This is a genomic window from Polaromonas sp. (assembly GCF_030680935.1).
Classification (GTDB): Bacteria; Pseudomonadota; Gammaproteobacteria; order Burkholderiales; family Burkholderiaceae_C; genus Polaromonas.
This window is the reverse complement of the sequence record NZ_JAUXUP010000034.1, coordinates 26,001-50,303: the sequence shown is the minus strand read 5'-3', so window position 1 is coordinate 50,303 and position 24,303 is coordinate 26,001. Positions and strand designations below refer to the sequence as shown.

Below are 24,303 nucleotides of genomic sequence, written 5' to 3'. Positions count from 1 at the left end.
CCCTTCAGCCCCGACTGGCGCTGGCTGCTCGAGCGCAGCGACAACCCCTGGTACGACACAGCCCGGCTGTTCAGGCAACCGGCCCCGGGTGACTGGGCCAGTGTGCTGGCTCAGGTGCAGGACGCGTTGAAGCTGCGCCTGCAATAGAGGCTTATTGCCGCGCGCCCAGGGCCAGCGCCGCCTGTTGCGAGGCGGCCAAGGACTGTAGGTCGGGTGCGCTTCGTGTGGGCCATCCCGACAAATGCTGCTCGGTTATGTCGGCCAGAGCGGCCAGCCATTCGGCGCTGTCGTTCAGGCAGGCAATGTAGTTGAAACTTTGTCCGCCGGCATGTACGAAAGCTTCCTTCGCTTCCAGCGCGATTTCTTCCAGCGTTTCCAGGCAGTCGACAGTGAAGCCGGGGCACAACACATCGACACTTCTCAGGCCTGCTTGCGCCTGGGCCACCAGCGTGGGTTCGGTGTAGGGCTCCAGCCATTTGGCTTTGCCAAAGCGCGACTGGAAGGTCACCAGGTATTGTGTCTTGTCCAGCCCCAGTCGTTCTGCCAGCAGGCGAGCCGTCTTGTGGCATTCGCAGTGGTAGGGGTCGCCCAGGTGCAGCGTGCGTTCAGGCACACCATGAAAACTCATGAGCAACTTGTCCGCGCGGCCATGTTGTGCCCAGTGCGCCTGCACGCGCGCCGCCAGTGCCGCGATATAGCCGGGGTGATCGTGGTAGTGGTTGACAAAACGCAGCTCGGGAATCAGCCGCGTTTTGGCGGCCCAGCTGTACACCGCATCAAACACGCTGGCGGTGCTGGTGCCGCTGTATTGGGGGTAGGCGGGTAGCACCAGAACACGCGTCACACCGCTGGCCTTGAGTGCGGTCAGCTCGGAAGCAATCGACGGCTGGCCATACCGCATGGCATAACGCACTTCGACCTGATGGCCGCGCCCGGCGAGTTGGGCGGCCAGCAGCAGCGCCTGCCTGGCAGTCCAGACTTTCAGCGGCGAACCTGCCGCGGTCCAGATGCTGGCGTATTTGGCCGCCGACTTTTTGGGCCGCAGGCGCAGGATGATGCCGTGCAGGATCAGCCACCACAGCAGCCTGGGAATTTCAATCACCCGGTGGTCGCTGAGAAACTGCGCCAGGTAAGGGCGCAGTGCGGCAGCCGTGGGGGCGTCGGGCGTGCCGAGGTTGCAATACAACACGGCGCTGCTGCCTGCAGCCTTTGGAGGCTGGCCGTGGGTGAAGGGTGGTTCGGGAGAGAAAGCCATGGGTTATTCTCACCTACCTATGCTCGACCTGACAATTATCAAAGCCATATCCCTTGATCTTGATGACACCCTTTGGCCCGTCTGGCCCGTGATAGAAAAAGCTGAAGCCGCCCTTGACGCCTGGCTGGGCCGCCACGCACCGATGACCGCCGCGCTGTTTGCCAATGCCGGTGCCCGGCACGATATCCGAGAGCATATTGTGCGCAGTCGACCCGAGCTCAAACACAACCTCAGTGCCATCCGGCGCGAGGCGATTCGTGTGGCGTTGTACCGCTCCAAGGAAAACCCGTTGCTGGCAGATGAAGCGTTTGAGGTATTTTTTGCCGCGCGCCATGAGGTCACGCTTTATGACGATGCGCTGCTGGCGCTGGAGTTTCTGTCGGAGCGTTACCCCTTGGTGGCCCTGTCCAACGGCAATGCGGAGATCGGCCGGATTGGACTGGAGCCGTATTTTCAGGCCGCCATCAGTGCGCAGGCCTTTGGGGTCGGCAAGCCCGACTCGCGGATTTTTCATGCCGCCGCCGGCGCCGTCAGTGTGCAGCCATACAACGTGCTGCATGTGGGCGACGACGCTGCGCTGGACGTGCTGGGCGCGCTGAACGCGGGCATGCAGACCGTGTGGGTCAATCGGTCAGATCATCTCTGGGCACACGATGCCTTGCCGCATGAAACCGTGACCAATCTGACGGAGCTGTGTGACCTGTTGCAGGCCGTCCAGTCGCCGTTAGGTGGTTAGGTGGTTAAATAGGCCTGCAGCCCTTGCTGTATATGCGCAAGCAGCTACTTAATTGAGAGCAATTTGCGCCGCCTGCAAACCCGAGCGCACCGCGCCCTCCAGGGTGGCCGGGTAAGGTCCATCCACATAGTCACCGCATGCCAGCAGGCCGGGCAGCAGTTGCGCGCCGGGCCGCTGCAGGCCGGGCAGGCAGGCAAAGGTGGCACGTTTTTCGGTAATGGTTTGTACTGCGCTCAGCCCTTGCAGGCCCAGTTGCTGCTGCGCCTGGGTCAGCACGGCTTGAGTCTGCGCGGCGCTGTCGGCTGTGCTGGCGCTGACCACAAAAGCCAGCAGGCCAGCTGGTCCGCCCAGTTGGCCGCGATCAAAAACAAACTGCGCCGGCGAACCGCCCTCTGGCGCACTGGCGTGCAGGGCCAGCATGGGCTGCGCCAGGCGTGTGCCGGGCGCAGACACATAAACCGTGGTGATGGCCTCAAAACGCAAGGCGCGAGCACGCGCCAGCCAGGCATCGCAAGGCATACCGCAGTGCTCGGCCAGCCGTGCAGCCTCCCGGGGCGGGCAGGCCAGGATCACGCGGTCGAATGCTTCGGTATCCACCAGCCAGCCCTTGGCGGCGGGCGCGATGCTTTGCACCCGCGTTCCCAGGTGCACGGCGCCCCCGTGTTGTGCGAGCCAGGCCAGCGCCGCATCAGGCAGCAGGGCGCTGAGGTCCACACGCGGCAGCAGCAGGTTGGAGCCGCGTGATTGGGCAAACAACGCGTCGCGCAGTACCCGCAAATAGACCTGGGCGCTGGCGCGGTCGGCGGGTGTGTTGAGTGCCGACACACACAGCGGCTCTATCAGGCTGGCCATCACAGTCGGCGTGAGCCCGGCACACAACTGCGCAACAGACAGATCAGCCGCGCAGCGAAAACCTGCGAGCTGCCAACCCGTGGCGGCGCGCAGCAGCGACAGCTTGTCGCGCCAGGACCAGCCGCGCGCGCGCGCGATGGCAGCGATCGCGTCCAGTGGCGCGGGCAGCCGGGGAAAAGCCAGACCGGTGCCGTCCGGGAACTGAAGTGTCAGCGGCAGGCGCAGAAGTGTTTGCTCAGGGTTCAGGCCCAGGTCGGCCATCAGCCGCAGCGTTTCGGTGTAAGCACCTATCAGGATGTGCTGGCCGTTGTCCAGGGGCAGGGTGCGCGCTTCCGGCCACGGCACGTCCACCCGCCGTGCACGGCCGCCAGGGATACGTGCCGCCTCAAAAACCGTGACCTGTTGTCCAAGGCGGGTGGCTTCAACTGCCGCCACGCAGCCGGCCCAGCCTGCGCCTATGACGGCAATCTTCAAACGACCCGCCCAAACGCCTGTGTCTTCCAGGCCAGCCAGAACTTGCGCAGCGGCGTCAGGCTGACGCGCTGGTGCAGCACCTGGTAGCCATCGGCTTCAATTTCGCGCAGCAGGGTGCGGTAAATGCTGGCCATCATCAGGCCGGGTTTTTGCGAACGGCGATCTGCTTCTGGCAGCAGGTCCAGGGCCTCGTCGTACAGGCTGAGGGCGCGTTGCGTTTGGAACTTCATCAGCGCGCTGAAGCGGTCCGAGTATTGGCGCTTCAATATTTCGTGGGCCTTCACATCAAACTGCTGCATTTCGTTGACCGGCAGGTAGATGCGGCCGCGCAGCGCGTCTTCACCGACATCGCGGATGATGTTGGTCATCTGGAAGGCCAGTCCCAACTTGTGGGCATAGGCGGTAGTCGCGTCTTCGGTCTGCCCAAATATACGCGCCGCGACTTCTCCCACAATGCCGGCCACCAGGTGGCAATAGGTTTTGAGATTGGCAAAGTCGAGGTAGCGGTTTTGCGCCAGATCCATCTGGCAGCCTTCAATCACCGCCTGCAAGTGGCGCGCCTCGATCTGGTAGCCCGGCGCCAGCGGCATCAGCGCTTTCATCACCGGGTGGCTGGGCGTGCCTGCATAAGCCTTGAGCACTTCGGCCTGCCACCAGGCCAGCTTGGTGTGCGCCACGCCGGGGTCGGTGACCTCGTCCACCACATCATCAATCTCGCGGCAAAAGGCATAAAACGCGGTGATGGCGGCCCGCCTTTCCCTGGGCAAAAACAAAAAGGCGTAATAAAAACTGCTGCCAGACGCGGCGGCTTTTTGCTGAACGTATTCCTCAGGGCTCATGGGCGGGATTGTCGCAGGCTTGATGCCACCGCCTGCGGCGCACGGCGCAGCACAGCAGGGGCAATCAGCTTGTGGGCCGGACCCACAAAAGCCATGTACACCCGCCCCAGGGTGTTGTGGATATGAACCACCGTGCTCAGGGTCAGCTTGTCACAGGTGTTGTCATGTGTTTGCTTCAACACCGACAGTTGAACCAGCAGGTGTTTGTCGTCATCCTGCAAGACCAGCTCATTCGGGCTGCTGCTGACCACTTCAAAAAGCCCCATGCGTTTGCCCGGTACCGCCTCGCCAGGCGGCACCGTGGCCAGCGTGCCCAGGTTCTTCAGCCCAAAAGGTTGAACCAGCTGGTTGCGCAGGCGCATCAGGCCCTCTACCCAGCCCGGCGTCTGGCGGGTGATGGCCCGGTAAATCTCGGTGGCCGTCAGTTGTGATGCCGGAACCAGGGCTTCATACGCGTCGGCAAAGTTGGCATCCATCTGTCGGGCGCTGAGCTGGCAGGCGGAGGGGATGGCGACAGACCGGATCATGCGAACAGGGCTTTCCATAAAATCACCAGTGCGTCCCAGCGATTGAGTTTGGGCCGCTGCACCAGTGTGTGGTAGTGCAGGGCATCAATTTTGTCGAGAATCCGCAGCCCGCCCTGGATCACGCAGCGCAGCTCAAACGCCGCGCGCCAGCCACTGAAGCCGCCCATCTGCCGCGCCACCGCAGCTGGAAGTTCAAGGCCTTTTAGCATGCGGGCCCTTGCCGAGTGTGCGCTAGCAGCTATCAAATTAATAGTATGTGGATTCACCTCGCGGGCCAGCAGTTGCGCCTCATCAACGCCATGGGCGGCCCAGCTGTCCTGCGGCAGGTAAATGCGGCCACGCGGAATGTCCACGCTGAGGTCCTGCCAGAAGTTGATCAGTTGCAGCGCGCTGCAGATGTGGTCGCTTTGCTGCAGCGAAGCGCCGTCGCTGACGCCATAGAGATGCAGCAGCAGCCGGCCTACCGGATTGGCCGAGCGGCGGCAGTAGTCCAGCAGTTCGGCCTCGCTGGCGTAGCGCTGTTTGACGGTGTCTTGTTCAAATGCGCTGAGCAGGTCTGCCAGCAGGGAGACAGGAAGCTTGAATTGCCTTAAAACCGGCTGCAGGGGTCCAAATACCTCTGGCCAGCGCGACGAGACAGGCTGGTCGTCTGCGGCGGCGAGCAGGTCAGCGCGGTAGGCGGCCAACTCCTGAAGGCGCTGGTCGGGCAGTGCATCGCCTTCATCGGCAATGTCGTCGGCGGTGCGGGCAAACCAATAAATCGCTGCAACCGCGGGGCGCAGTTGCGGCGGGCACAGCAGCGTGGCCACGGGGAAGTTTTCGTAGTGCTGCGCGGGTGACTGCAGGACCAGTGGCGCGCTTGGGCTGGGGGCGGGAGGGCCGGGATTCATGGCACGGATTGTCGCTTGACAAGCATGGGCATTTACCCTAGATTACTAACCAGTCAGTCAGTAGTAGCAAATTTTCTAGCCGTTTTGCGGCTGGTCCGCCACCGATCCAGTCAAGCACATCATGCATAAAACCGTCTTTGCCGTTCTTGGCGCCGCCTTGTTGCTGGCCGCCTGTTCCAAACCTGCCGCGCCCGAGGAGCCGGTGCGAGCGGTCAAGGTGTTGACCGTGGGGGTGGATACCTTCACCTCCAGCCACGAATTTGCGGGTGAGGTCAAAGCCCAGGTCGAGTCGCGCCTGGGTTTTCGGGTGGGCGGAAAAATCATCAAGCGACAGGCCGAGTTGGGCCAGCGCGTCAAGGCCGGGCAGGTGTTGGCCCAACTGGACCCGCAGGATTACAAACTGGCCGCCGATGCGGCGCGCGCCCAGGTGGCAGCAGTTGCCACACAGCGTGATCTGGCTGCGGCCGACTACAAGCGCTACAAAGAGCTGAAAGAGCAGAACTTCATCAGCGGTGCCGAGCTGGAGCGCCGCGAGGCCACGCTGAAAGCGGCGCAGGCCCAGCTGGAGCAGGCACAGTCGCAGCTGGCAGTGCAGGGCAATCAGGCCAATTACGCTGTGCTGGTGGCCGACGTCTCGGGTGTGGTGACGGCGGTGGAAGCCGAGGCCGGGCAAGTGGTGTCTGCCGGCACACCGGTGCTGCGTATCGCCGCCGACGGCCCGCGCGATGTGGTGTTTTCGGTGCCTGAAGACAAGGTCGCGGCCATCCGGGTCGGCATGCCGGTCAAGGTACGCGTCTGGGCGCAGGGTACCGAGCTGGCGGGCAAGGTGCGCGAGGTGTCGGCCAGTGCCGACCCTGCCACCCGCACCTACCCGGTGAAAGTGGCGCTGGACACGCGCGAGCCCCCGGTGCTGGGCGCCACGGTGTATGTACAGCCGCAGGGCCTGGGCGCCAGTGGCCTGCAGGTCATCAAGCTGCCCACCAGCGCCTTGCGCCAGGAGGGCAAAAACAGCGCAGTCTGGGTACTGGACAAGGCCAGCATGACGGTGAGGTCGCAGACCATCCAGATTGCCACAGCCGATGGCAATGAAGCCGTCATCGCTGCCGGTCTGCAGCCCGGCATGCTGGTGGTCAGCGCCGGGGTACATGTCTTGTCGCCCGGCCAGAAAGTCACGATTTATCAGTCAAAAGCGCCTGTAGCCCAGGCGCCAACTGCGCAGGCAGCTACTGATTCGATAGCGTCTGCTGCCGCCGCCACTGCGCCCGCGCCCTCTGCGAAGTGAGGCAGGCATGAACCAGATTCAACCCAAAGACAGTTTCAACCTGTCCAAATGGGCGCTGGACCACCCGGCGCTGACGCGTTACCTGATGGTGGTGCTGATGCTGCTGGGCGCAGCCGCCTACTTCCAGCTTGGCCAGGACGAAGACCCGCCATTTACCTTCCGCGCGATGGTGGTGCGCACCTACTGGCCGGGCGCTACCGCGCAGCAGGTGGCGGAGCAGGTGACCGACAAGATAGAGCGCACGCTGCAGGAAGTGCCGTTTGCCGACAAGATCCGCAGCTACTCCAAGCCGGGCGAGTCGCAGATCATCTTCCAGATCAAGGACTCGTCCAAAGCCGCCGATGTGGCGGGTGTCTGGTATGCGGTGCGCAAAAAGGTGGGCGACATGCGCGGCAGCTTGCCGGGTGGCGTGGTCGGGCCTTTCTTCAATGACGATTTCGGCGACGTGTATGGCGTGATCTATGCGCTGCAGGCCGACGGTTTCAACTATGCCGAGCTCAAAACCTTTGCCGACGACGTACGCCAGCAACTGCTGCGTGTGCCGGACGTCGCCAAGGTGGAACAGTTTGGCGTGCAGGACGAAAAAATTTTCATCGAAATCTCGCAGAAACGCCTGGCACAGCTTGGCCTTGATTTCAACCAGGTGCTCAACCAGCTGGGCCAGCAAAACGCGGTGGAGTCGGCTGGCGCAGTGCAGACCCCACTCGACGTGGTGCAAGTCCGCGTGGCCGGGCAGTTTGAAGCCGTTGAACAGCTGCGCGCCATGCCGATACGCGGCAACTCGGGCAATCAGTTGCGCCTGGGCGACATTGCCGAGATCAAGCGTGGCTATGTGGACCCGCCTGCGGTCAAGGTACGGCATCAGGGCCGGGAAGTGATTGCACTCGGTGTGTCCATGGCCAAGGGCGGGGACATCATTGCACTTGGCAAGGCGCTCAAAACCACGACCAGCCGCATAGCTGCCAGGCTGCCGGCAGGCATGGAACTGGTGCAGATCCAGGACCAGCCCACGGCGGTGGCCAAATCGGTCAATGAGTTTGTGAGTGTGCTGATTGAAGCCGTGGTGATTGTGCTGGCGGTGAGTTTTATTGCATTGGGTTTTCATCGACGCCCCGGGCAGCACCCGCTGTGGAAGCGTTATTACATCGACATGCGGCCCGGGCTGGTGGTGGGCATCACGATTCCGCTGGTGCTGGCGGTGACTTTTCTGGCGATGAGTTACTTCGGCATTGGCCTGCACAAGATATCGCTGGGCTCGCTCATCATTGCGCTGGGCCTGCTGGTCGATGACGCCATCATTGCGGTCGAAATGATGGTGCGCAAGATGGAAGAGGGCTACGACAAGGTGCGCGCCGCCACCTTTGCCTACGAAATTACCGCCATGCCCATGTTGACCGGCACGCTGATCACGGCGGTTGGTTTTCTGCCGATTGGCATGGCGAAATCGACGGTGGGTGAATACACCTTCGCGATTTTTGCGGTCACCGTGATTGCGCTGGTGCTGAGCTGGATCGTCTCGGTCTACTTTGTGCCCTACCTGGGCACGCTGCTGCTCAAGGCCAAACCGCTGCCGGTCGATGGGAAGGCCGATCACCACGAGCACTTTGACACGCCGTTCTACCGGGGTTTCCGTCGCCTGGTCAACTGGTGTGTCGAGTACCGCTGGATCACGATTGGCGCGACGATACTTGTCTTTGCGCTGGGCATTGTTGGTATGGGCAAAGTCCAGCAGCAATTTTTTCCGGACTCCAGCCGGCCAGAAATCATGGTGGATATCTGGTTTCCGGAAGGCACATCGTTTGCCGCCAATGAGCTCACCGCCAAACGCGTGGAAGAGCGTTTACTGAAGGAAGACGGCGTGCGTTCAGTCAGTACCTGGGTGGGCTCAGGCGTGCCGCGTTTTTACCTGCCACTCGATCAGGTTTTTCCGCAGACCAACGTTTCGCAATTCATTGTGCTGCCCAAGGACCTGAAGGTGCGTGAGTCGCTGCGCATCAAGCTGCCCGCGCTGCTGGCCCAGGAGTTTCCCGAGGTGCGCGGCCGCATCAAGCTGCTGCCCAATGGCCCGCCCGTGCCCTACCCGGTGCAGTTCCGTGTGGTCGGCATCGATCCGCTGGTGCTGCGCGAGCGCGCCGACGAGGTCAAGGCCGTGTTGCGCGAAAGCCCCAACACGCGCGGCACCAACGACAACTGGAATGAATCCGTCAAGGTGCTGCGCCTGGAAGTTGATCAGTCCAAGGCGCGTGCGCTGGGCGTGACCAGCCAGTCGATTGCGCAGGCATCCAGAACCATTTTGAGCGGCAGCAACGTGGGCCAGTTCCGCGAGGGCGACAAACTCATAGACATCGTGCTTCGCCAGCCGCTGGATGAACGCAATGCGATCACCGATCTTGGCAATGCGTACCTGCCGACGGCATCGGGCAAGTCGATTCCGCTGACCCAGATCGCCAAACCCGTGTTCACCTGGGAGCCGGGCGTGATGTGGCGCGAGAACCGCGACTACGCGATCACCGTTCAGAGTGACATTGTCGAAGGCCTGCAGGGCGCGACGGTCACCAACGAGCTTTTGCCGGCCCTGAAAGTCATTGAAGCCAAATGGCAGAAAAATGGCATGGCGGGTTATCGCATTGAAGTCGCCGGTGCCGTGGAGGAAAGCAGCAAAGGCTCGGGCTCCATCGCAGCGGGCATTCCAATCATGTTGTTCCTGACCTTCACGCTGTTGATGCTGCAATTGCACAGCTTCAGCCGCGCCATGCTGGTCTTTTTGACCGGGCCGCTGGGCATTGCCGGCGTCGCAGGCGCGCTGCTGCTGCTCGGTCGTCCATTTGGCTTCGTTGCCTTGCTGGGTGTGATTGCCCTGATGGGCATGATCCAGCGCAATTCGGTGATCCTGATCGACCAGATCGAGCAGGACCGCAGCGCCGGTATTCCGGCATGGGATGCGATTGTCGAGTCCGCCGTGCGCCGCCTGCGTCCCATCGTGCTGACGGCGGCTGCCGCCGTGCTGGCCATGATCCCACTGTCACGCAGCGTCTTCTGGGGCCCGATGGCGGTTGCCATCATGGGTGGGCTGATCGTCGCCACCGTGCTGACCTTGCTGGCGCTGCCGGCGATGTACGCCGCATGGTTTCGCGTGAAACGCGAAACACCGGCGTTTCAATAAATCCGCCCGGCGGGGCGGCGCGCAGCGCCCAGACCCGCCTGGTTTCGCGTCAGGCGCGAGCCACGCGAAACACCGGCGTTGGCTTAATCCGTTCGCGGAGAAGGGTGGCGGCTGACTGGTAGCCGATACAGGCTAAAATAGAAAGTTGACCGATTTCAGGCGGGGGTCCGTAAGCCTAAAAGCTGAGGATTCCCGTTTTTGTTTCCGGCGCGCGGGTGGCGAAATTGGTAGACGCACCAGGTTTAGGTCCTGACGGTAGCAATACTGTGCGGGTTCGAGTCCCGCCCCGCGCACCACTTTTTTTGAGATTTTTCAGGACGATTGATTGCTGCACCGCCTTCCGGTGGTGCGCACAGTCTGTCTTTTACATCGTCTGGATATTAGGAGTAGATCATGGCCGTGACTGTTGAAACCCTTGAAAAGCTGGAACGCAAGATGACGTTGACCCTGCCGGTCAACACCATCCAGTCCGAAGTTGATTCACGCCTGAAGCGCCTGGCGCGCACTGTCAAGATGGACGGTTTTCGTCCCGGCAAGGTGCCCATGAACGTGGTGGCCCAGCGTTATGGTTATTCGGTGCACTACGAGGTGATGAACGACAAGGTCGGTGAAGCTTTCTCGGTGGCGGCGAACGAGGCCAAGCTGCGCGTGGCGGGCCAGCCGCGCATCAGCGAAAAGGAAGGCGCTCCTGAAGGCGAGCTGTCCTTTGACGCTGTTTTTGAGGTCTATCCTGAAGTCAAGATCGGTGACCTGGCCAATGCTGAAGTCGAAAAAGTCACTGCCGACGTCAGCGACGAAGCGATCGACAAGACGGTGGACATCCTGCGCAAGCAGCGTCGGACGTTTGCGCAGCGCGCGCTGGACGCCCCGGCCCAGGACGGCGACCGCGCCACCATCGACTTTGAAGGCAAGGTCGACGGCGAAGCTTTTGCCGGCGGCAAGGCCGAAGCTTTCCAGTTCCTGGTCGGCGAAGGCCAGATGCTCAAGGAATTCGAAGATGCCGTGCGCGGCATGAAAAGCGGCGAAAGCAAGACTTTTCCGCTGAACTTTCCGGCCGACTACCACGGCAAGGAAGTCGCTGGCAAACAGGCTGACTTCATGGTCACGGTCAAGAAAATTGAAGCTGCCCACCTGCCTGAAGTCAATGAAGCGCTGGCCAAATCCCTGGGAATCGCCGACGCCAGCGTGGAAGGCCTGCGCGCCGACATCCGCAAGAACCTGGAGCGCGAGGTCAAGTTCCGTCTGTTGGCGCGCAACAAAAATGCCGTCATGGACGCCTTGCTGGCAAATGCCGAGCTCGATGTGCCGCAAGCCATTGTTCAGTCCGAGCTGGACCGCATGGTCGAAGGCGCACGCGCTGACCTCAAGCAACGCGGCATCAAGGATGCCGACAAGGCGCCGATTCCTGACGATATCTTCCGTCCGCAAGCCGAAAAGCGCGTGCGCCTCGGCCTGGTGGTGGCTGAACTGACCCGTGCCAACGACCTGTTTCCCAAAACCGAGCAGGTCAAGGCCCATGTGGAAGAACTGGCCTCCAGCTATGAAAAACCGCAGGATGTGGTGCGCTGGTATTTCAGCGACGAAAAACGCATGGCCGAGGTTGAGTCGGTGGTGATCGAAAACAACGTGACCAATTTTGTGCTGGGTAAAGCCAAAATCGTCGAGAAATCGGTGTCCTTTGATGAATTGATGGCCCAGAACTGAAGCGACCGGCGGGCCACTGGCCTTGTTGTCAGCTGATTTCTGATGCAGGGGCTTGCGGCTACGGCTTCAAGCCCCATTTATTTTGGGTAAAGTAAGCCCAACCTTTGGAGAACACATGAACATTTACAGCAATGCGCAGGAGATTCAAGGCCTCGGCATGGTGCCGATGGTGATTGAGCAATCCGGCCGTGGCGAACGGTCTTACGACATTTATTCGCGCCTGCTCAAGGAACGCGTTATTTTTCTGGTGGGTCCGGTCAATGACCAGACCGCCAACCTGGTGGTCGCCCAGCTGTTGTTCCTGGAAAGTGAAAACCCGGACAAGGATATTTCCTTCTACATCAACTCACCGGGCGGTTCGGTGACGGCGGGCATGGCGATTTACGACACCATGCAATTCATCAAGGCCGATGTGTCCACACTGTGTGTGGGCATGGCGGCCAGCATGGGCGCCTTTTTGCTGGCGGCCGGTGCCAAGGGCAAGCGCTTTTCGCTGCCCAATTCGCGTGTGATGATTCACCAGCCTTCTGGCGGTGCCCAGGGCCAGGCGACCGACATCGAGATCCACGCCCGCGACATCCTCAAGACGCGCGATCAGTTGAATCGCATCCTGGCCGAGAACACCGGTCAGACCGTCGAAAAAATAGAGCGAGACACTGAGCGCGACTACTTCATGTTTGCCGATGAGGCCAAAGCTTATGGCGTGGTGGATCAGGTGATCGCCAAACGCCCCTGAACACACTGGTTTCCACCAGTTGCACAGCAGCAACGGCGTTTTCTGTAACAGAGAACGCCGTTTTTATTTGGTTATCATTGACCGATACCTCCTCCGGGCATTCAAAGGCATTCCACCCATGGCCGACAAAAAAGGCTCTTCCAGCGAAAAAACCCTCTACTGCTCCTTCTGCGGTAAAAGTCAGCATGAAGTCAAAAAGCTGATCGCGGGTCCGTCGGTCTTCATCTGCGATGAATGTATCGATCTGTGCAACGAAATCATCCGTGACGAGTTGCCCGCCGGAGACGATGTGCGCGAGACGCGCGGGGACCTGCCCACGCCGCTGGAAATCAAGGCCACGCTGGACGGTTACGTGATTGGGCAGGAGCCCGCCAAGCGCACTTTGGCAGTGGCGGTGTACAACCACTACAAACGTCTGCGGCACAAGGAAAAAGCCAAAAAAGACGATGTTGAGCTGACCAAAAGCAACATCTTGCTGATCGGCCCCACAGGCTCCGGCAAGACGCTGCTTGCGCAGACGCTGGCGCGCACCCTCAACGTGCCGTTTGTGATGGCCGACGCCACCACGCTGACCGAAGCCGGCTACGTCGGGGAAGACGTCGAGAACATCATCCAGAAGCTGCTGCAGAGCTGCAACTACGAAGTTGAGCGCGCGCAGCAGGGTATTGTGTACATCGACGAAATCGACAAGATTTCACGCAAGTCCGACAATCCGTCCATCACCCGCGATGTGTCGGGCGAGGGCGTTCAGCAGGCCTTGCTCAAGCTGATTGAAGGCACCATGGCGTCGGTGCCCCCTCAGGGCGGACGAAAACACCCGAATCAGGACTTTTTGCAGGTTGACACCACCAACATCCTGTTTATCTGCGGCGGTGCTTTTTCGGGTCTGGAAAAAGTCATTGAAAACCGCACCGAGTCGTCGGGTATTGGTTTTGGCGCGGCGGTCAAGAGCAAAAAGGCCCGTAGCCTGACGGAATCGTTCAAGGACGTTGAGCCTGAGGACCTGATCAAGTTCGGGCTGATTCCTGAGCTGGTGGGCCGCATGCCGGTAGTGGCCACTCTGGCCGAGTTGACCGAAGACGCCCTGGTACAGATATTGACCGAGCCCAAAAATGCGGTGGTCAAACAGTTCAGCAAGCTGCTGTCCATGGAAGGTGTGGATCTTGAGATTCGCCCCTCCGCGCTGAAGGCGATTGCCCGCAAGGCACTGGCGCGCAAGACCGGCGCGCGCGGTTTGCGGTCCATCCTGGAGCAGTCGCTGATCGACACCATGTTTGACCTGCCCAATACCAGCAACGTTGAAAAAGTGGTGGTCGACGAGTCCACAATTGAAGAAAACAAGGCGCCTCTGCTGGTTTACCGTGAGTCTGCCAAACAGGCCTGATGCCGCAACTGGCCGGCTTGAAAAGCGGCCAGCGTCCCCCACTTCTGTGGTTATTGTTGTTGCCGAACATGAAAGCCTGATACCCGCCACGATGCCAGGGCTTTCGTTCAAGGCTTACCTTTAAGGTTATATGTCTGCACAAACCACGCTGCCTTCCAGCCCTGTCGATCTGCCGCTGCTACCGCTGCGCGATGTGGTGGTGTTTCCCCATATGGTGATTCCGCTGTTTGTGGGTCGTCCCAAAAGCATCAAGGCACTGGAAGCGGCGATGGAAGCCGAGCGGCGCATCATGCTGGTGGCCCAGAAGGCCGCAGCCAAGGATGAGCCCTCGGTCGAAGACATGTTCGAGGTCGGCTGCGTGGCCACGATATTGCAGATGCTCAAGCTCCCCGACGGCACCGTGAAAGTGCTGGTGGAGGGGCAGCAACGCGCCAAAGTCAACAAAATCGAAGAAGGCGAACTTCACTTCAGCGCCAATGTGACGCCGGTTGCCCCGGCCGTCATTGACCCGGCAGACAAGACCAGCGAGATTGAAGCGCTGCGCCGTGCGGTGATGCAGCAGTTTGACCACTACGTCAAACTCAACAAGAAAATTCCCCCTGAAATCCTGACCTCGATATCGAGCATTGACGATGCCGGCCGCCTCGCCGACACCATTGCCGCCCACCTGCCGCTCAAACTCGACGCCAAGCAGGTCATTCTTGACCTGGACAACGTCAAGTCGCGGCTGGAAAACCTTTACGAGCAGCTCGAACGTGAAGTCGACATCCTGAATGTGGACAAAAAAATCCGTGGCCGCGTCAAGCGCCAGATGGAGAAAAACCAGCGCGATTTCTACCTGAACGAGCAGGTCAAGGCGATCCAGAAAGAACTCGGTGAGGGGGAAGAGGGCGCCGACATCGAAGAGATCGAAAAGAAGATCAAGGCGGCAAAAATGCCGCAGGAAGCGCGCAAGAAGGCCGAAGGCGAGCTGAAAAAACTCAAGCTGATGTCGCCCATGTCGGCCGAGGCGACGGTGGTGCGCACCTACATCGACGTGCTGACCGGTTTGCCCTGGAGCAAGAAGACCAAGATCAAGCACGACCTCGCCAATGCCGAGAGCGTGCTCGACGAAGACCACTACGGCCTGGAAAAAGTCAAAGACCGCATTGTTGAATATCTCGCGGTTCAGCAGCGCGTGGACAAGCTCAAGGCGCCGATTCTGTGTCTGGTCGGGCCTCCAGGCGTGGGCAAGACCTCGCTCGGGCAATCCATTGCCAAGGCCACGGGCCGCAAGTATGTGCGCATGGCACTGGGTGGCATGCGTGATGAGGCAGAGATTCGCGGTCACCGCCGCACCTACATTGGCGCGCTGCCCGGCAAGGTATTGCAGAGCCTGACTAAAGCCGGTACACGCAATCCGCTGTTCCTGCTCGATGAGATCGACAAGCTGGGCACGGACTTCCGGGGCGACCCGTCCAGCGCCTTGCTGGAAGTGCTGGACCCTGAACAGAACCACACCTTTGGTGATCATTACGTCGAGGTGGACTTTGACCTCAGCGACGTGATGTTCGTGGCGACCTCGAACTCGATGAACATCCCCGCAGCGCTGCTGGACCGGATGGAGGTGATCCGCCTGTCGGGCTACACCGAAGACGAAAAAACCAGCATCGCCATGCGTTACCTGTTGCCCAAGCAGCTCAAGAACAACGGCGTGAAAGATGACGAGCTGGAAGTGCAGGAGCAGGCGGTGCGCGACATCGTGCGTTATTACACGCGTGAAGCCGGTGTCCGCTCGCTCGAGCGCGAACTGTCCAAGATTTGCCGCAAGGTGGTCAAGGGCATCCAGCTGAAAAAGATGGAACCCAAGGTGCTTGTGACCGCCGACAACCTCAATGACTTTCTGGGTGTGCGCAAGTTTGACTATGGCCGTGCCGAAAAACACAACCAGGTCGGCCAGGTGGTCGGTCTGGCCTGGACCGAGGTGGGCGGTGATCTGCTGACCATTGAAGCGGCCATGATGCCTGGCAAGGGTGTGATCACGCGTACCGGCTCTCTTGGCGACGTGATGAAGGAGTCCGTGGAAGCTGCGCGCACGGTGGTGCGCAGCCGCGCACGGGTGCTGGGCATCAAGGACGAAATGTTTGAAAAGCGCGACATCCACATCCACGTGCCCGATGGCGCCACGCCTAAGGACGGCCCCAGCGCCGGTGCGGCGATGACCACCGCTTTTGTATCTGCCATCACCGGGATTGCGGTGCGCGGCGATGTGGCGATGACAGGCGAAATCACCCTGCGCGGGGAGGTCACGGCGATTGGCGGCCTGAAAGAAAAGTTGCTCGCGGCGCTGCGCGGCGGCATCAAGACCGTGTTGATCCCTGAAGAAAATGCCAAGGACCTGCAGGAGATTCCCGAGAACGTGAAAAACGGTCTTGAAATTGTTCCAGTCAAATGGATTGACCAGGTGTTGAAGATCGCTTTGGTGAGTCAGCCGGTGCCTTTGCCCGACGAAGAGTCCGCTGTTGCGGCTGCTGAAGCTGTCCTGCCGGCGGTGGAGGCCCTCGGCAACGTCAAGCATTGAGCAAATTTATGCAGCAGGTTCGCGCAGCTAAAAAACTGCGCTATAATCTGAGGCTGTTATCGCGGGAGTAGCTCAGTTGGTAGAGCGCAACCTTGCCAAGGTTGAGGTCGAGAGTTCGAGACTCTTCTCCCGCTCCAATTCAAAAGGGCAGCATGCAAACATGCTGTCCTTTTTCATTGGGTCTTTCATCGGATTATTTTCATCACGAAAGTCAGTAAAATCATTCGATTTTGCTGAAGGCAGACAGATCACGGCGCGGTAACAAAGCGGTTATGTACCGGATTGCAAATCCGAGTAGGTCGGTTCGACTCCGGCCCGCGCCTCCATCCCAATTTTCGACGTCCGCCCCTGCCAGGGGCTTTTTTGTTCGACAGCATGTCCCCGCCTGAGTGGTGAAATAGGTAGACACAGCGGACTTAAAATCCGCCGCTTCGTGAAAACGGGCGTACCGGTTCGATTCCGGTCTCAGGCACCAGCTCTTGTTCATTTCCGGTCTCAACTGGTTAAGATAGATTCCATGGCCCGCTACAACACCCCTCCATTTGAAATTCACGTTCACGGCGAAGTGCCGTTGCGTGAGGATGTCGGCTTTGAGCAATTGCAGGATGCGCTGAAGCCCTTGTGGACCTACTCTGGCGCGAAGTCGCTGGCAGATGGCGCCGCCAGTGTTTATGAGGAAGAGCCTGGCATACGCTTTGATGTGCACCAACATTTGCTGCAGCTGTGCTGGACCGTCCCCGGCGAAGAAGACTTCCGCCAGGCGCTTGACGAGGTGTGTATGGCGCTGAATGAGCTTTCAAGCGGTGGCGCACCCATTGAAGTCACTTTTTACGATGCGGATTTCGATGAGGATGAAGAGGCGGACGGCCAGGAGGCCAGAGACGATTTTGCGATGTATTTTGTCGGTCCCACCCCTGCTGCAATCATGCAGGTGCAGCGCGATTTGCTGGTGCAGGACATGATCGCGATGATGGAGCGTCATTTCGACGCAACGGAACTTGGTGATGTGGTGGCGGCGGTGGACAAATTGTTCGAGCAGCGCTTTGAAACACTGGTCAACTCCATGCAGCTGGGCCGGCCGCCACGCGGCATGGGCGGACCGCAGGGCGGCTCCGGGCATGGCGGTGGTCGCAAGCCGCGTCACCTGCATTAGCTCCTGGGCAATGGCGCCGCGTGCCGCGCTACTATTTTTGCTCGGGTTTGAAACCCAACCCGCCTAGATAAATATCCAGCACACCTTGACCCACCTTGCACAGGTCGAATTCAGTGTTGTCCAGCATCCAGTTCTGAATCAATCCGTCAAGGATGGCGTGTATGCCCCGTGCAGCCGTGTCCGCCGGCACGGACAGGGCAATGGCCTCATGGGCAGCCGCGGCCAGCAGCCCGCGTTCAACGAATACCAGAAACTGTTTGCGGACTCCCAGATGGCGGATCCGGACCGCCTGCAGCTCATCGACATATTCCACCTTGTGGGTGGCCACCTCGAATACCCGGCGTGTCTGGGGGTCTGACGCGATGCGAACCAGTGCGTCGCGCACAAGACCGCGTATGCGCGTAAGCGGGTCGGCGATTTCGTCTTGCGCGACACTTTGAAAAGATTGCTCCAGTGGCAGGGTGACCCTCTCCATCATCGCGTTGAACAGGTCTGCCTTGTCCCTGAAATGCCAGTAAACAGCACCTCGTGTGGCGCCAGCGCGCCGAGCAATGTCCTGCAGGCTGGTGCGTGACACGCCCTTAGCCTGAAACTGATGTTCAGCCGCATCCAGCAACCGGTGGCGTGTGGCCAGAGCTTCTTCTTTGGTTCGACGGGCCATGGTGTTTCCTTTGCGCTGCTTTTTGCCCCTTGAGCATATACATTCAACGGCGTATGTAAACTATGTCATTCGCGAAAACCCTTAATCTTGCGGCTTTCGTCCCTGAGGCGCGTGGGCCACTGCGGACCCTGGCGCCCATCGCCGGTTTTCCAGAAGAAATTGAGGATCTGCATGCCTACGTCCCCCTTCGCCCAGCGCAGCCTGGCCTCCCCGTTTCCGTCCTGTCGCGTGTTGCTGCTGGGCGCCGTGCTGCCATTGCTTCTGGCCGCTTGCGGCAAGGGCGAAAGCGCGCCCCCGGCTGCGCCGCCGCCCGCCACCGTGGGGGTGGTCACTGTGACACAGGGTGAGGTCGGTCTGGTGACCGAGCTGCCGGGCCGGCTCGAAGCTTCGCGCGTGGCGCAGGTCCGGGCGCGGGCAGCGGGGATTTTGCAGAAGCGCCTGTTTCGCGAAGGCAGTGACGTGAAGGCTGGCCAGCCGCTTTTCAGCATAGACGCCGCGCCTTACGCGGCGGCAGCCGCCAGTGCGAAGGCCGGGCAGGCCCGCGCTGAGGCCAATCTGGCACAGGCCAGCGCGCTGGCGGCCCGTTACAAGCCGCTGGTCGAGGCCAATGCCATCAGCAAGCAGGAATACGCCAACGCGGTTGCCGCCCAAAAGCAGGCCGAAGCGGATGTGGCGGTGGGTCGAGCCAATGTGCAGACGGCCAACATCAACCTCGGGTATGCCGCCGTGTCGGCGCCGATTTCCGGTCGCATCGGTCGTGCACTGGTGACCGAGGGCGCGCTGGTGGGACAGGGTGATGCCACGCAACTGGCCGTGATCCAGCAGATCAACCCCATGTATGTCAACTTCACGCAGTCGGCCTCCGAGGTCATGAAGCTGCGCGCCGCGATGGACGGTGGCCAGTTCAAACGGGCCGGCGGCAGCGACGCCGCCAGCGTGCGGATCGTGCTGGAGGATGGCAGCGAATATGCGAAGCCCGGGCGCTTGCTGTTTTCTGATCTGACGGTGGATGCCACGACGGGTCAGATCACATTGCGCGCGGAGGTGCCGAACCCGAACGCGCAACTGCTACCGGGCCTGTACGTGCGGGTGCGGCTGGAGCAGGCCAAAGTGAGCAACGCCATAACCCTGCCTCAACAGGCGGTCACGCGCTCGGCCCAGGGTGACACGGTGATGGTGGTTGATAGCGAGGGCAAGGTCGCTACACGTCCCGTGAAAATAGATTCAGCCAAAGGCAACCAGTGGGTCGTTCTGGAGGGCTTGAAAACCGGGGAGCAGGTCATCGTCGACGGGTTCCAGAAATTGCGGCCTGGTGCCAGCGTCAAGCCGGTACCCTGGCAGGCGATCGGCAGCGCGCCGGCTGGCGGGCCTGCCGGCGCCGCTTCTGCCCCGGCTGCGGCTGCCAGTGCGCCAGCCTCTGCGGCTTCGAAATAGGAGGCCGGGCGCATGGCCAAGTTTTTTATCGACAGGCCTATTTTTGCCTGGGTGATCGCCCTGTTCATCATTGTGATGGGCGGCGTCGCCATCACGCAGCTGCCGATCTCGCAGTATCCGCCGGTTGCGCCGCCTTCCATCGTCATCAACGCCGCCTATCCCGGCGCGTCGGCACAGACGCTGGAAGACAGCGTGCTGTCCGTGATAGAGCGCGAAATGAACGGTTCGCCCGGGTTGATCTACATGGAGTCGGTGGCGCAGGCCAATGGCACCGGCACCATCACCATCAGTTTTCAGCCTGGCACCAATGCCGATCTGGCGCAGGTGGACGTGCAAAACCGACTCTCGCGTGCGGCTCCCCGCTTGCCCCAGGCGGTCACGCAGCAGGGTGTGCGGGTGGACAAATCCCGTTCAAACTTTCTGCTGTTCACGATGCTCTCGTCCAGCAACCCCGCTTTTGATCCGATTGCCCTGGGCGACTACGCATCGCGCAACGTGGTGCCCGAACTGCAGCGCCTGCCCGGCATCGGCCAGGCCCAGCTTTTCGGTTCCGAGCGTGCGATGCGCATCTGGGTGGATCCGGCAAAAATGGCGGGCTTCAACCTGTCGCCGGCTGACGTGACTGTGGCCATCCGGGCGCAGAACGCGCAGGTGTCTTCCGGCACGATAGGCGACTTGCCCAATGTGGGCGGGCAGGGCATCGCAGCCACCGTGGTGGTCAATGGACAGCTGGCCAATGTCGAACAATTCGGCAACATCGTGCTGCGTGCCAACACCGACGGCTCCGCCGTGCGGCTCAAGGACGTGGCGCGTATCGAGCTCGGTGGCCAGACTTATGCCACCTCGGCACGGCTCAATGGCAAACCGGCGGTGGGCATCGGCCTGCAACTGGCGCCCAGCGGCAACGCGCTGGCATCGGCCAAGGCGGTGCGCCAGAAGATGGCGGAGCTGGAGCGGTTTTTCCCGCCGGGCATGAGCTGGGCCATTCCGTATGACAGTTCCCGCTTTGTGCAGATATCCATCACCCAGGTGGCGGTGACTTTGTTTGAAGCGGTGGCACTGGTGTTTCTGGTGATGTACCTGTTTTTGCAAAACTGGCGCTACACGGTGATTCCAACCATCGTTGTGCCGATCGCGCTGCTGGGCACTTTTGCCACGCTGCTGGCGCTGGGTTTTTCGATCAATGTGCTGACCATGTTTGGCATGGTGCTGGTGATTGGCATCGTGGTGGACGACGCGATTGTGGTCGTGGAAAACGTCGAACGCATCATGAGCGAAGAAGGCCTGAGCCCGCTGGACGCCACCCGCAAGGCGATGAAGCAGATATCGGGCGCCATCATCGGCGTGACCGTGGTGCTGATTTCGGTGTTTGTGCCGCTTGCCTTTTTTGCCGGTTCCACCGGTAATATCTACCGCCAGTTTGCTGCGGTGATGGTGGCCTCCATCGGGTTTTCAGCCTTCATGGCACTGTCCCTCACGCCGGCGCTGTGCGCCACCCTGCTCAAACCGGTGGAGGCTGGCCACCACCACGACAGACGTGGTTTTTTTGGCTGGTTCAACCGGGTGTTTTCGCGTACGGCCAAAAGCTATGAAAGCCTGGTCGCGAGGGTGCTCAAACGCGCGGCGCGTTACCTCATCATTTACACGGCGATTATTGCCGCGGTAGCGGTGGTTTACATGCGTTTGCCCACGTCCTTCCTGCCCGGCGAAGACCAGGGCACCATGCTGGTCAATGTCCAGCTGCCGCCTGGCGCCACGCAGGAACGGACGCGGGCAGTGATGGAGCAGGTTGAGGGCTACATCCTCAAGCAGCCCGAAGTGCAGAGCATGGTCGGTGTACTCGGTTTCAGCTTTGCTGGACAGGGTCAGAATGCCGCGCTGGCATTCATCACGCTGAAAGACTGGTCCGAGCGCGAGGGCAAGGGGCAATCGGCCGAAGCGCTGGCGGGCAGGGCCTTTGGTGCCCTGTCGGGTATTCGTGACGCCTTTATCTTCCCGCTGAGCCCGCCGCCCATCCCCGAGCTCGGTTCTGCCAGCGGGTTTACTTTTCGCTTGCAGGACCGGGGTGGTGCCGGGCACGATGCACTGGTCGGCGCCCGCAACCAGATGCTGGGCATGGCTGGCAAAAGCCCCGTGCTGGCCCAGGTGCGGCCAGACGGTCTGGAGGACGGCCCGCAGCTGCAGATCGATATTGACCGCGACAAAGCCAATGCATTGGGGGTGTCGTTTGACGCCATCAACAGCACGCTTTCAACCGCTCTAGGCTCAAGCTACGTCAATGATTTTCCCAACCAGGGGCGGTTGCAGCGCGTGGTGGTACAGGCCGATGCGCCGTCGCGTATGCAGCCCGATGATCTTTTGCGGCTCAACGCCAGCAACAGCCAGGGCCGACCGGTGCCGCTGTCGGCGTTTGCCACCACACGCTGGGTGACGGGTGCGCAGCAGACCATCCGTTACAACGGCTACCCGGCCATGCGTATCTCGGGCTCTGCCGCCCCGGGTTACAGCTCGGGCGCTGCCATGGCCGAGATGGAAAAGCTCGCGGCGCAGCTACCGTCGGGTTTTGGTTTTGAGTGGACCGGCCAGTCACGTGAAGAAAAGCTGGCAGGTTCGCAGGCCCTGGTCCTGTACGGCTTTGCCATCCTGGCGGTGTTTCTCTGCCTGGCGGCGCTGTACGAAAGCTGGACCATCCCTCTGGCGGTGATCATGGTGGTGCCTTTGGGCGTGCTGGGCGTGCTGCTGGCGACGCTGCTGCGCGCGTATTCGAACGATGTGTACTTTCAGGTCGGCCTGATCACCATCATCGGCCTGTCGGCCAAAAATGCGATCCTGATCATCGAATTTGCGAAGGACCTGGAAGCCCAGGGTAAGAGCGCGATTGAATCGGCGCTGGCCGCTGCGCATCTGCGTTTTCGACCCATCGTGATGACCTCACTGGCTTTCATGATGGGTGTGCTGCCACTGGCCCTGGCCACGGGTGCGGGCTCGGCAAGTCAGCGCGCCATCGGCACGGGTGTGATTGGCGGCATGATCACCGGCACTGCGCTGGCGGTGGTGTTTGTGCCGGTGTTTTTTGTGGTCGTTCGCAGCCTGTTCAAGAGCAGCGAAAGGCAGAAAAAAATGTATGCCGAACATGCCCGGTCGGCTGGCATCGACGGAGCAGAAAGTCATGAAGGCAATCCCCATGCGTAAGAGCGTGCTGACCTCCCTCCTGCCACTGGGCGCAGCCGCACTGCTGGCCGCCTGTTCCATGGCGCCCACTTACGAGAGGCCGGTCGCGCCGATTGCTGGCGAGTGGCCGGGCCTGCGTCTGTCGCGCTCGCTGGCCGGCATGCCGCCTGTGGCATCGACTGCGCTGCAGACGGTGGCGGCTGCCGACCTCGAGTGGCAGAGTTTTTTCAGCGATTCCCGGCTGCGTCTGCTGATCGAATCGGCGCTGCGCAATAACCGCGACTTGCGCATCGCTGTTCTCAACATCGAGCAGGCACGGGCCCAGTTCCAGATCCGGCGCGCCGACCAGTTTCCAACCGTGGGTGCAGCCGCGACCGGGTCGCGCCAACCCAGCGCGTCGGGCAACGGCAACATCGCCAGTGTCTACACCGCAGGCCTGGCGCTCACGTCGTATGAGATTGATTTTTTCGGCCGCGTTGCCAGTCTCAAGGAAGCTGCGCTGGCCCAGTACCTGGCTTCGGAGGAAGGCCGCAAGACCACACAGATCAGCCTGATCGCGACGGTGGCCAACACCTGGCTGAGTCTGCTGGCCGATGAAGAACTCCTGAGCATCACCCAGCAGACGCTGGCGACGCGGGAGGAGTCTTTCAAGCTGAGCCAGCTGCGTTTTGACAACGGCGTCACGTCGGAGCTCGATCTGCGCCAGGCTGAATCCCTGCTGGAAGCGGCGCGTATCAGCCGCGCCCAGTTGCAGAGGCAACGCGCACTCGATGAGAACCTGTTGACCCTGTTGGTGGGCCAGCCGCTGGAGGGCGAGCTGGCGACTGCCTTGCCTGCCGGGCAGGCGCTGGCCGATGCTCCCGTGATGGTCGATGTCCCGGCAGGCCTGCCCTCGGACCTGCTGACCAAGCGCCCCGACATTCGCCAGGCCGAGCAGCAATTGCTGGCGGCCAACGCCAGTATCGGTGCGGCGCGTGCTGCGTTTTTTCCGCGCATCTCGCTGACTGCCTCGGCGGGCAGTGCCAGCAACCATTTGTCGGGCCTGTTTCAAAACGGCTCGTGGGGCTGGTCGCTGGCACCCCAGCTTTTCCTTCCCTTGTTTGACGCTGGCCGTAATCAGGCCGGGCTGGAGTCGGCCAATGCCGGGCGCGACATTGCCGTCGCGCAATACGAAAAAGCCATTCAAACGGCGTTTCGCGAAGTGGCTGATGCCCTGGCAGGTCGTGCGACGCTGGGTGAACAGCTGCGGGCGCAGCAGGCGCAAGCCACTGCCGAAGGCGTGCGGTTCAAGTTGTCGGATCTGCGCTACCAGAACGGCATTGCCAGCCAGCTTGATTTGCTCGATGCCCAGCGCTCGCTTTTTTCTGCGCGGCAGGCGGTGGTGCAGGCACGGTTGCTGCAACTGCAAAACCAGGTGACCTTGTACAAGACCCTGGGCGGCGGCTGGAAAGAGACAGCGGCGACGCCTTGAGCCTTCAAGCT

General features: G+C 61.1%; 17 protein-coding genes and 4 tRNA genes. 15 read left to right on the top strand and 6 right to left on the bottom strand.

What is annotated here, in order from left to right:
- Nucleotides 1-151: 151 nt before the first annotated feature.
- Complete coding sequence (gene hemH, locus Q8L50_RS09380; RefSeq protein ID WP_305348404.1) at nt 152-1,255, bottom strand: ferrochelatase; 1,104 nt, start codon at nt 1,253-1,255, stop codon at nt 152-154.
- Nucleotides 1,256-1,274: 19 nt separating this feature from the next.
- Between hemH and Q8L50_RS09375 the strand changes: the two genes are divergently transcribed.
- The gene (locus tag Q8L50_RS09375; RefSeq protein WP_305348405.1) at nt 1,275-1,991 is read left to right on the top strand and encodes an HAD family hydrolase; all 717 of its coding nucleotides are present in this window, start codon (nt 1,275-1,277) and stop codon (nt 1,989-1,991) included.
- A gap of 48 nt (nt 1,992-2,039) precedes the next feature.
- Here the strand turns inward: Q8L50_RS09375 and hpnE are convergent, their stop codons facing one another.
- From hpnE to hpnC, 4 genes are read right to left on the bottom strand one after another with little or no spacing between them, the layout of a single operon-like run.
- Nucleotides 2,040-3,317 carry a hydroxysqualene dehydroxylase HpnE gene (hpnE, locus tag Q8L50_RS09370; RefSeq protein ID WP_305348403.1) on the bottom strand — a complete coding sequence of 426 codons (1,278 nt, stop codon included), beginning with the start codon at nt 3,315-3,317 and terminating at the stop codon, nt 2,040-2,042.
- Nucleotides 3,314-4,156, bottom strand: coding sequence for a presqualene diphosphate synthase HpnD (hpnD, locus tag Q8L50_RS09365; RefSeq protein WP_305348402.1), 843 nt, complete (start codon nt 4,154-4,156; stop codon nt 3,314-3,316). Before hpnD ends, hpnE begins: the two co-directional genes overlap by 4 nt.
- Nucleotides 4,153-4,701 (bottom strand): DUF2867 domain-containing protein, encoded by a 549-nt coding sequence (locus Q8L50_RS09360; protein ID WP_305348401.1) that lies wholly within the window; start codon nt 4,699-4,701, stop codon nt 4,153-4,155. Before Q8L50_RS09360 ends, hpnD begins: the two co-directional genes overlap by 4 nt.
- Complete coding sequence (gene hpnC / locus Q8L50_RS09355; RefSeq protein ID WP_305348400.1) at nt 4,680-5,573, bottom strand: squalene synthase HpnC; 894 nt, start codon at nt 5,571-5,573, stop codon at nt 4,680-4,682. The genes Q8L50_RS09360 and hpnC overlap by 22 nt, the downstream gene beginning before the upstream one ends.
- 121 nt (nt 5,574-5,694) lie before the next feature.
- On the opposite strand from hpnC, the gene Q8L50_RS09350 reads away from it, so the two are divergent.
- The 11 genes from Q8L50_RS09350 (at nt 5,695) to Q8L50_RS09300 (ending at nt 17,555) form a co-directional block, all read left to right on the top strand.
- Nucleotides 5,695-6,855 carry an efflux RND transporter periplasmic adaptor subunit gene (locus Q8L50_RS09350; RefSeq protein ID WP_305348399.1) on the top strand — a complete coding sequence of 387 codons (1,161 nt, stop codon included), beginning with the start codon at nt 5,695-5,697 and terminating at the stop codon, nt 6,853-6,855.
- Nucleotides 6,856-6,862: 7 nt separating this feature from the next.
- Nucleotides 6,863-10,018, top strand: a complete 3,156-nt coding sequence (locus Q8L50_RS09345; RefSeq protein ID WP_305348398.1) for an efflux RND transporter permease subunit — start codon at nt 6,863-6,865, stop codon at nt 10,016-10,018.
- Nucleotides 10,019-10,227: 209 nt separating this feature from the next.
- Nucleotides 10,228-10,314 (top strand) — tRNA-Leu (locus tag Q8L50_RS09340).
- A 97-nt stretch (nt 10,315-10,411) separates the two neighbouring features.
- The gene (gene tig, locus Q8L50_RS09335) at nt 10,412-11,722 is read left to right on the top strand and encodes a trigger factor (protein WP_305348397.1); all 1,311 of its coding nucleotides are present in this window, start codon (nt 10,412-10,414) and stop codon (nt 11,720-11,722) included.
- A 115-nt stretch (nt 11,723-11,837) separates the two neighbouring features.
- Nucleotides 11,838-12,458 carry an ATP-dependent Clp endopeptidase proteolytic subunit ClpP gene (gene clpP / locus Q8L50_RS09330; protein ID WP_305348396.1) on the top strand — a complete coding sequence of 207 codons (621 nt, stop codon included), beginning with the start codon at nt 11,838-11,840 and terminating at the stop codon, nt 12,456-12,458.
- A gap of 118 nt (nt 12,459-12,576) precedes the next feature.
- On the top strand, nt 12,577-13,842 hold the full coding sequence (gene clpX / locus Q8L50_RS09325; protein ID WP_305348395.1) for an ATP-dependent Clp protease ATP-binding subunit ClpX: 1,266 nt from the start codon (nt 12,577-12,579) through the stop codon (nt 13,840-13,842).
- Between the two features lie 130 nt (nt 13,843-13,972).
- Entirely contained in the window at nt 13,973-16,402 is a 2,430-nt protein-coding gene (lon, locus tag Q8L50_RS09320) for an endopeptidase La (RefSeq protein WP_305348394.1), read from the top strand.
- Nucleotides 16,403-16,463: 61 nt separating this feature from the next.
- A tRNA-Gly gene (locus Q8L50_RS09315) sits at nt 16,464-16,539 on the top strand.
- 115 nt (nt 16,540-16,654) lie between these two features.
- Nucleotides 16,655-16,728: transfer RNA gene (locus Q8L50_RS09310), tRNA-Cys, on the top strand.
- Nucleotides 16,729-16,785: 57 nt separating this feature from the next.
- A tRNA-Leu gene (locus tag Q8L50_RS09305) sits at nt 16,786-16,877 on the top strand.
- 42 nt (nt 16,878-16,919) lie between these two features.
- Nucleotides 16,920-17,555: a DUF6806 family protein gene (locus tag Q8L50_RS09300; protein ID WP_305348393.1), complete on the top strand. Its 636-nt coding sequence runs from the start codon at nt 16,920-16,922 to the stop codon at nt 17,553-17,555.
- Nucleotides 17,556-17,586: 31 nt separating this feature from the next.
- Here Q8L50_RS09300 and Q8L50_RS09295 read toward each other — a convergent pair whose 3' ends face one another.
- Complete coding sequence (locus Q8L50_RS09295) at nt 17,587-18,216, bottom strand: TetR family transcriptional regulator (protein ID WP_305348392.1); 630 nt, start codon at nt 18,214-18,216, stop codon at nt 17,587-17,589.
- A 171-nt stretch (nt 18,217-18,387) separates the two neighbouring features.
- On the opposite strand from Q8L50_RS09295, the gene Q8L50_RS09290 reads away from it, so the two are divergent.
- From Q8L50_RS09290 to Q8L50_RS09280, 3 genes are read left to right on the top strand one after another with little or no spacing between them, the layout of a single operon-like run.
- Entirely contained in the window at nt 18,388-19,650 is a 1,263-nt protein-coding gene (locus tag Q8L50_RS09290; RefSeq protein ID WP_305348391.1) for an efflux RND transporter periplasmic adaptor subunit, read from the top strand.
- Between the two features lie 12 nt (nt 19,651-19,662).
- A complete protein-coding gene (locus Q8L50_RS09285) occupies nt 19,663-22,842 on the top strand; it encodes an efflux RND transporter permease subunit (RefSeq protein WP_305348390.1) in 3,180 nt (1,059 codons plus the stop codon).
- The gene (locus Q8L50_RS09280; protein WP_305348389.1) at nt 22,835-24,292 is read left to right on the top strand and encodes an efflux transporter outer membrane subunit; all 1,458 of its coding nucleotides are present in this window, start codon (nt 22,835-22,837) and stop codon (nt 24,290-24,292) included. Before Q8L50_RS09285 ends, Q8L50_RS09280 begins: the two co-directional genes overlap by 8 nt.
- The last annotated feature ends 11 nt before the right edge of the window (nt 24,293-24,303 follow it).

Excerpts from the sequence above, each read along its gene's own strand:
- Q8L50_RS09295 (WP_305348392.1), bottom strand. The coding sequence starts at position 18,216 with ATGGCCCGTCGAACCAAAGAAGAAGCTCTGGCCACACGCCACCGGTTG.
- hpnD (WP_305348402.1), bottom strand. The coding sequence starts at position 4,156 with ATGAGCCCTGAGGAATACGTTCAGCAAAAAGCCGCCGCGTCTGGCAGC.
- tig (WP_305348397.1), top strand. The coding sequence starts at position 10,412 with ATGGCCGTGACTGTTGAAACCCTTGAAAAGCTGGAACGCAAGATGACG.
- clpX (WP_305348395.1), top strand. The coding sequence starts at position 12,577 with ATGGCCGACAAAAAAGGCTCTTCCAGCGAAAAAACCCTCTACTGCTCC.
- clpP (WP_305348396.1), top strand. The coding sequence starts at position 11,838 with ATGAACATTTACAGCAATGCGCAGGAGATTCAAGGCCTCGGCATGGTG.
- hemH (WP_305348404.1), bottom strand. The coding sequence starts at position 1,255 with ATGGCTTTCTCTCCCGAACCACCCTTCACCCACGGCCAGCCTCCAAAG.
- Q8L50_RS09360 (WP_305348401.1), bottom strand. The coding sequence starts at position 4,701 with ATGGAAAGCCCTGTTCGCATGATCCGGTCTGTCGCCATCCCCTCCGCC.
- hpnC (WP_305348400.1), bottom strand. The coding sequence starts at position 5,573 with ATGAATCCCGGCCCTCCCGCCCCCAGCCCAAGCGCGCCACTGGTCCTG.
- Q8L50_RS09350 (WP_305348399.1), top strand. The coding sequence starts at position 5,695 with ATGCATAAAACCGTCTTTGCCGTTCTTGGCGCCGCCTTGTTGCTGGCC.
- lon (WP_305348394.1), top strand. The coding sequence starts at position 13,973 with ATGTCTGCACAAACCACGCTGCCTTCCAGCCCTGTCGATCTGCCGCTG.
- Q8L50_RS09290 (WP_305348391.1), top strand. The coding sequence starts at position 18,388 with ATGCCTACGTCCCCCTTCGCCCAGCGCAGCCTGGCCTCCCCGTTTCCG.
- Q8L50_RS09280 (WP_305348389.1), top strand. The coding sequence starts at position 22,835 with ATGCGTAAGAGCGTGCTGACCTCCCTCCTGCCACTGGGCGCAGCCGCA.
- Q8L50_RS09300 (WP_305348393.1), top strand. The coding sequence starts at position 16,920 with ATGGCCCGCTACAACACCCCTCCATTTGAAATTCACGTTCACGGCGAA.
- Q8L50_RS09375 (WP_305348405.1), top strand. The coding sequence starts at position 1,275 with ATGCTCGACCTGACAATTATCAAAGCCATATCCCTTGATCTTGATGAC.
- Q8L50_RS09285 (WP_305348390.1), top strand. The coding sequence starts at position 19,663 with ATGGCCAAGTTTTTTATCGACAGGCCTATTTTTGCCTGGGTGATCGCC.
- Q8L50_RS09345 (WP_305348398.1), top strand. The coding sequence starts at position 6,863 with ATGAACCAGATTCAACCCAAAGACAGTTTCAACCTGTCCAAATGGGCG.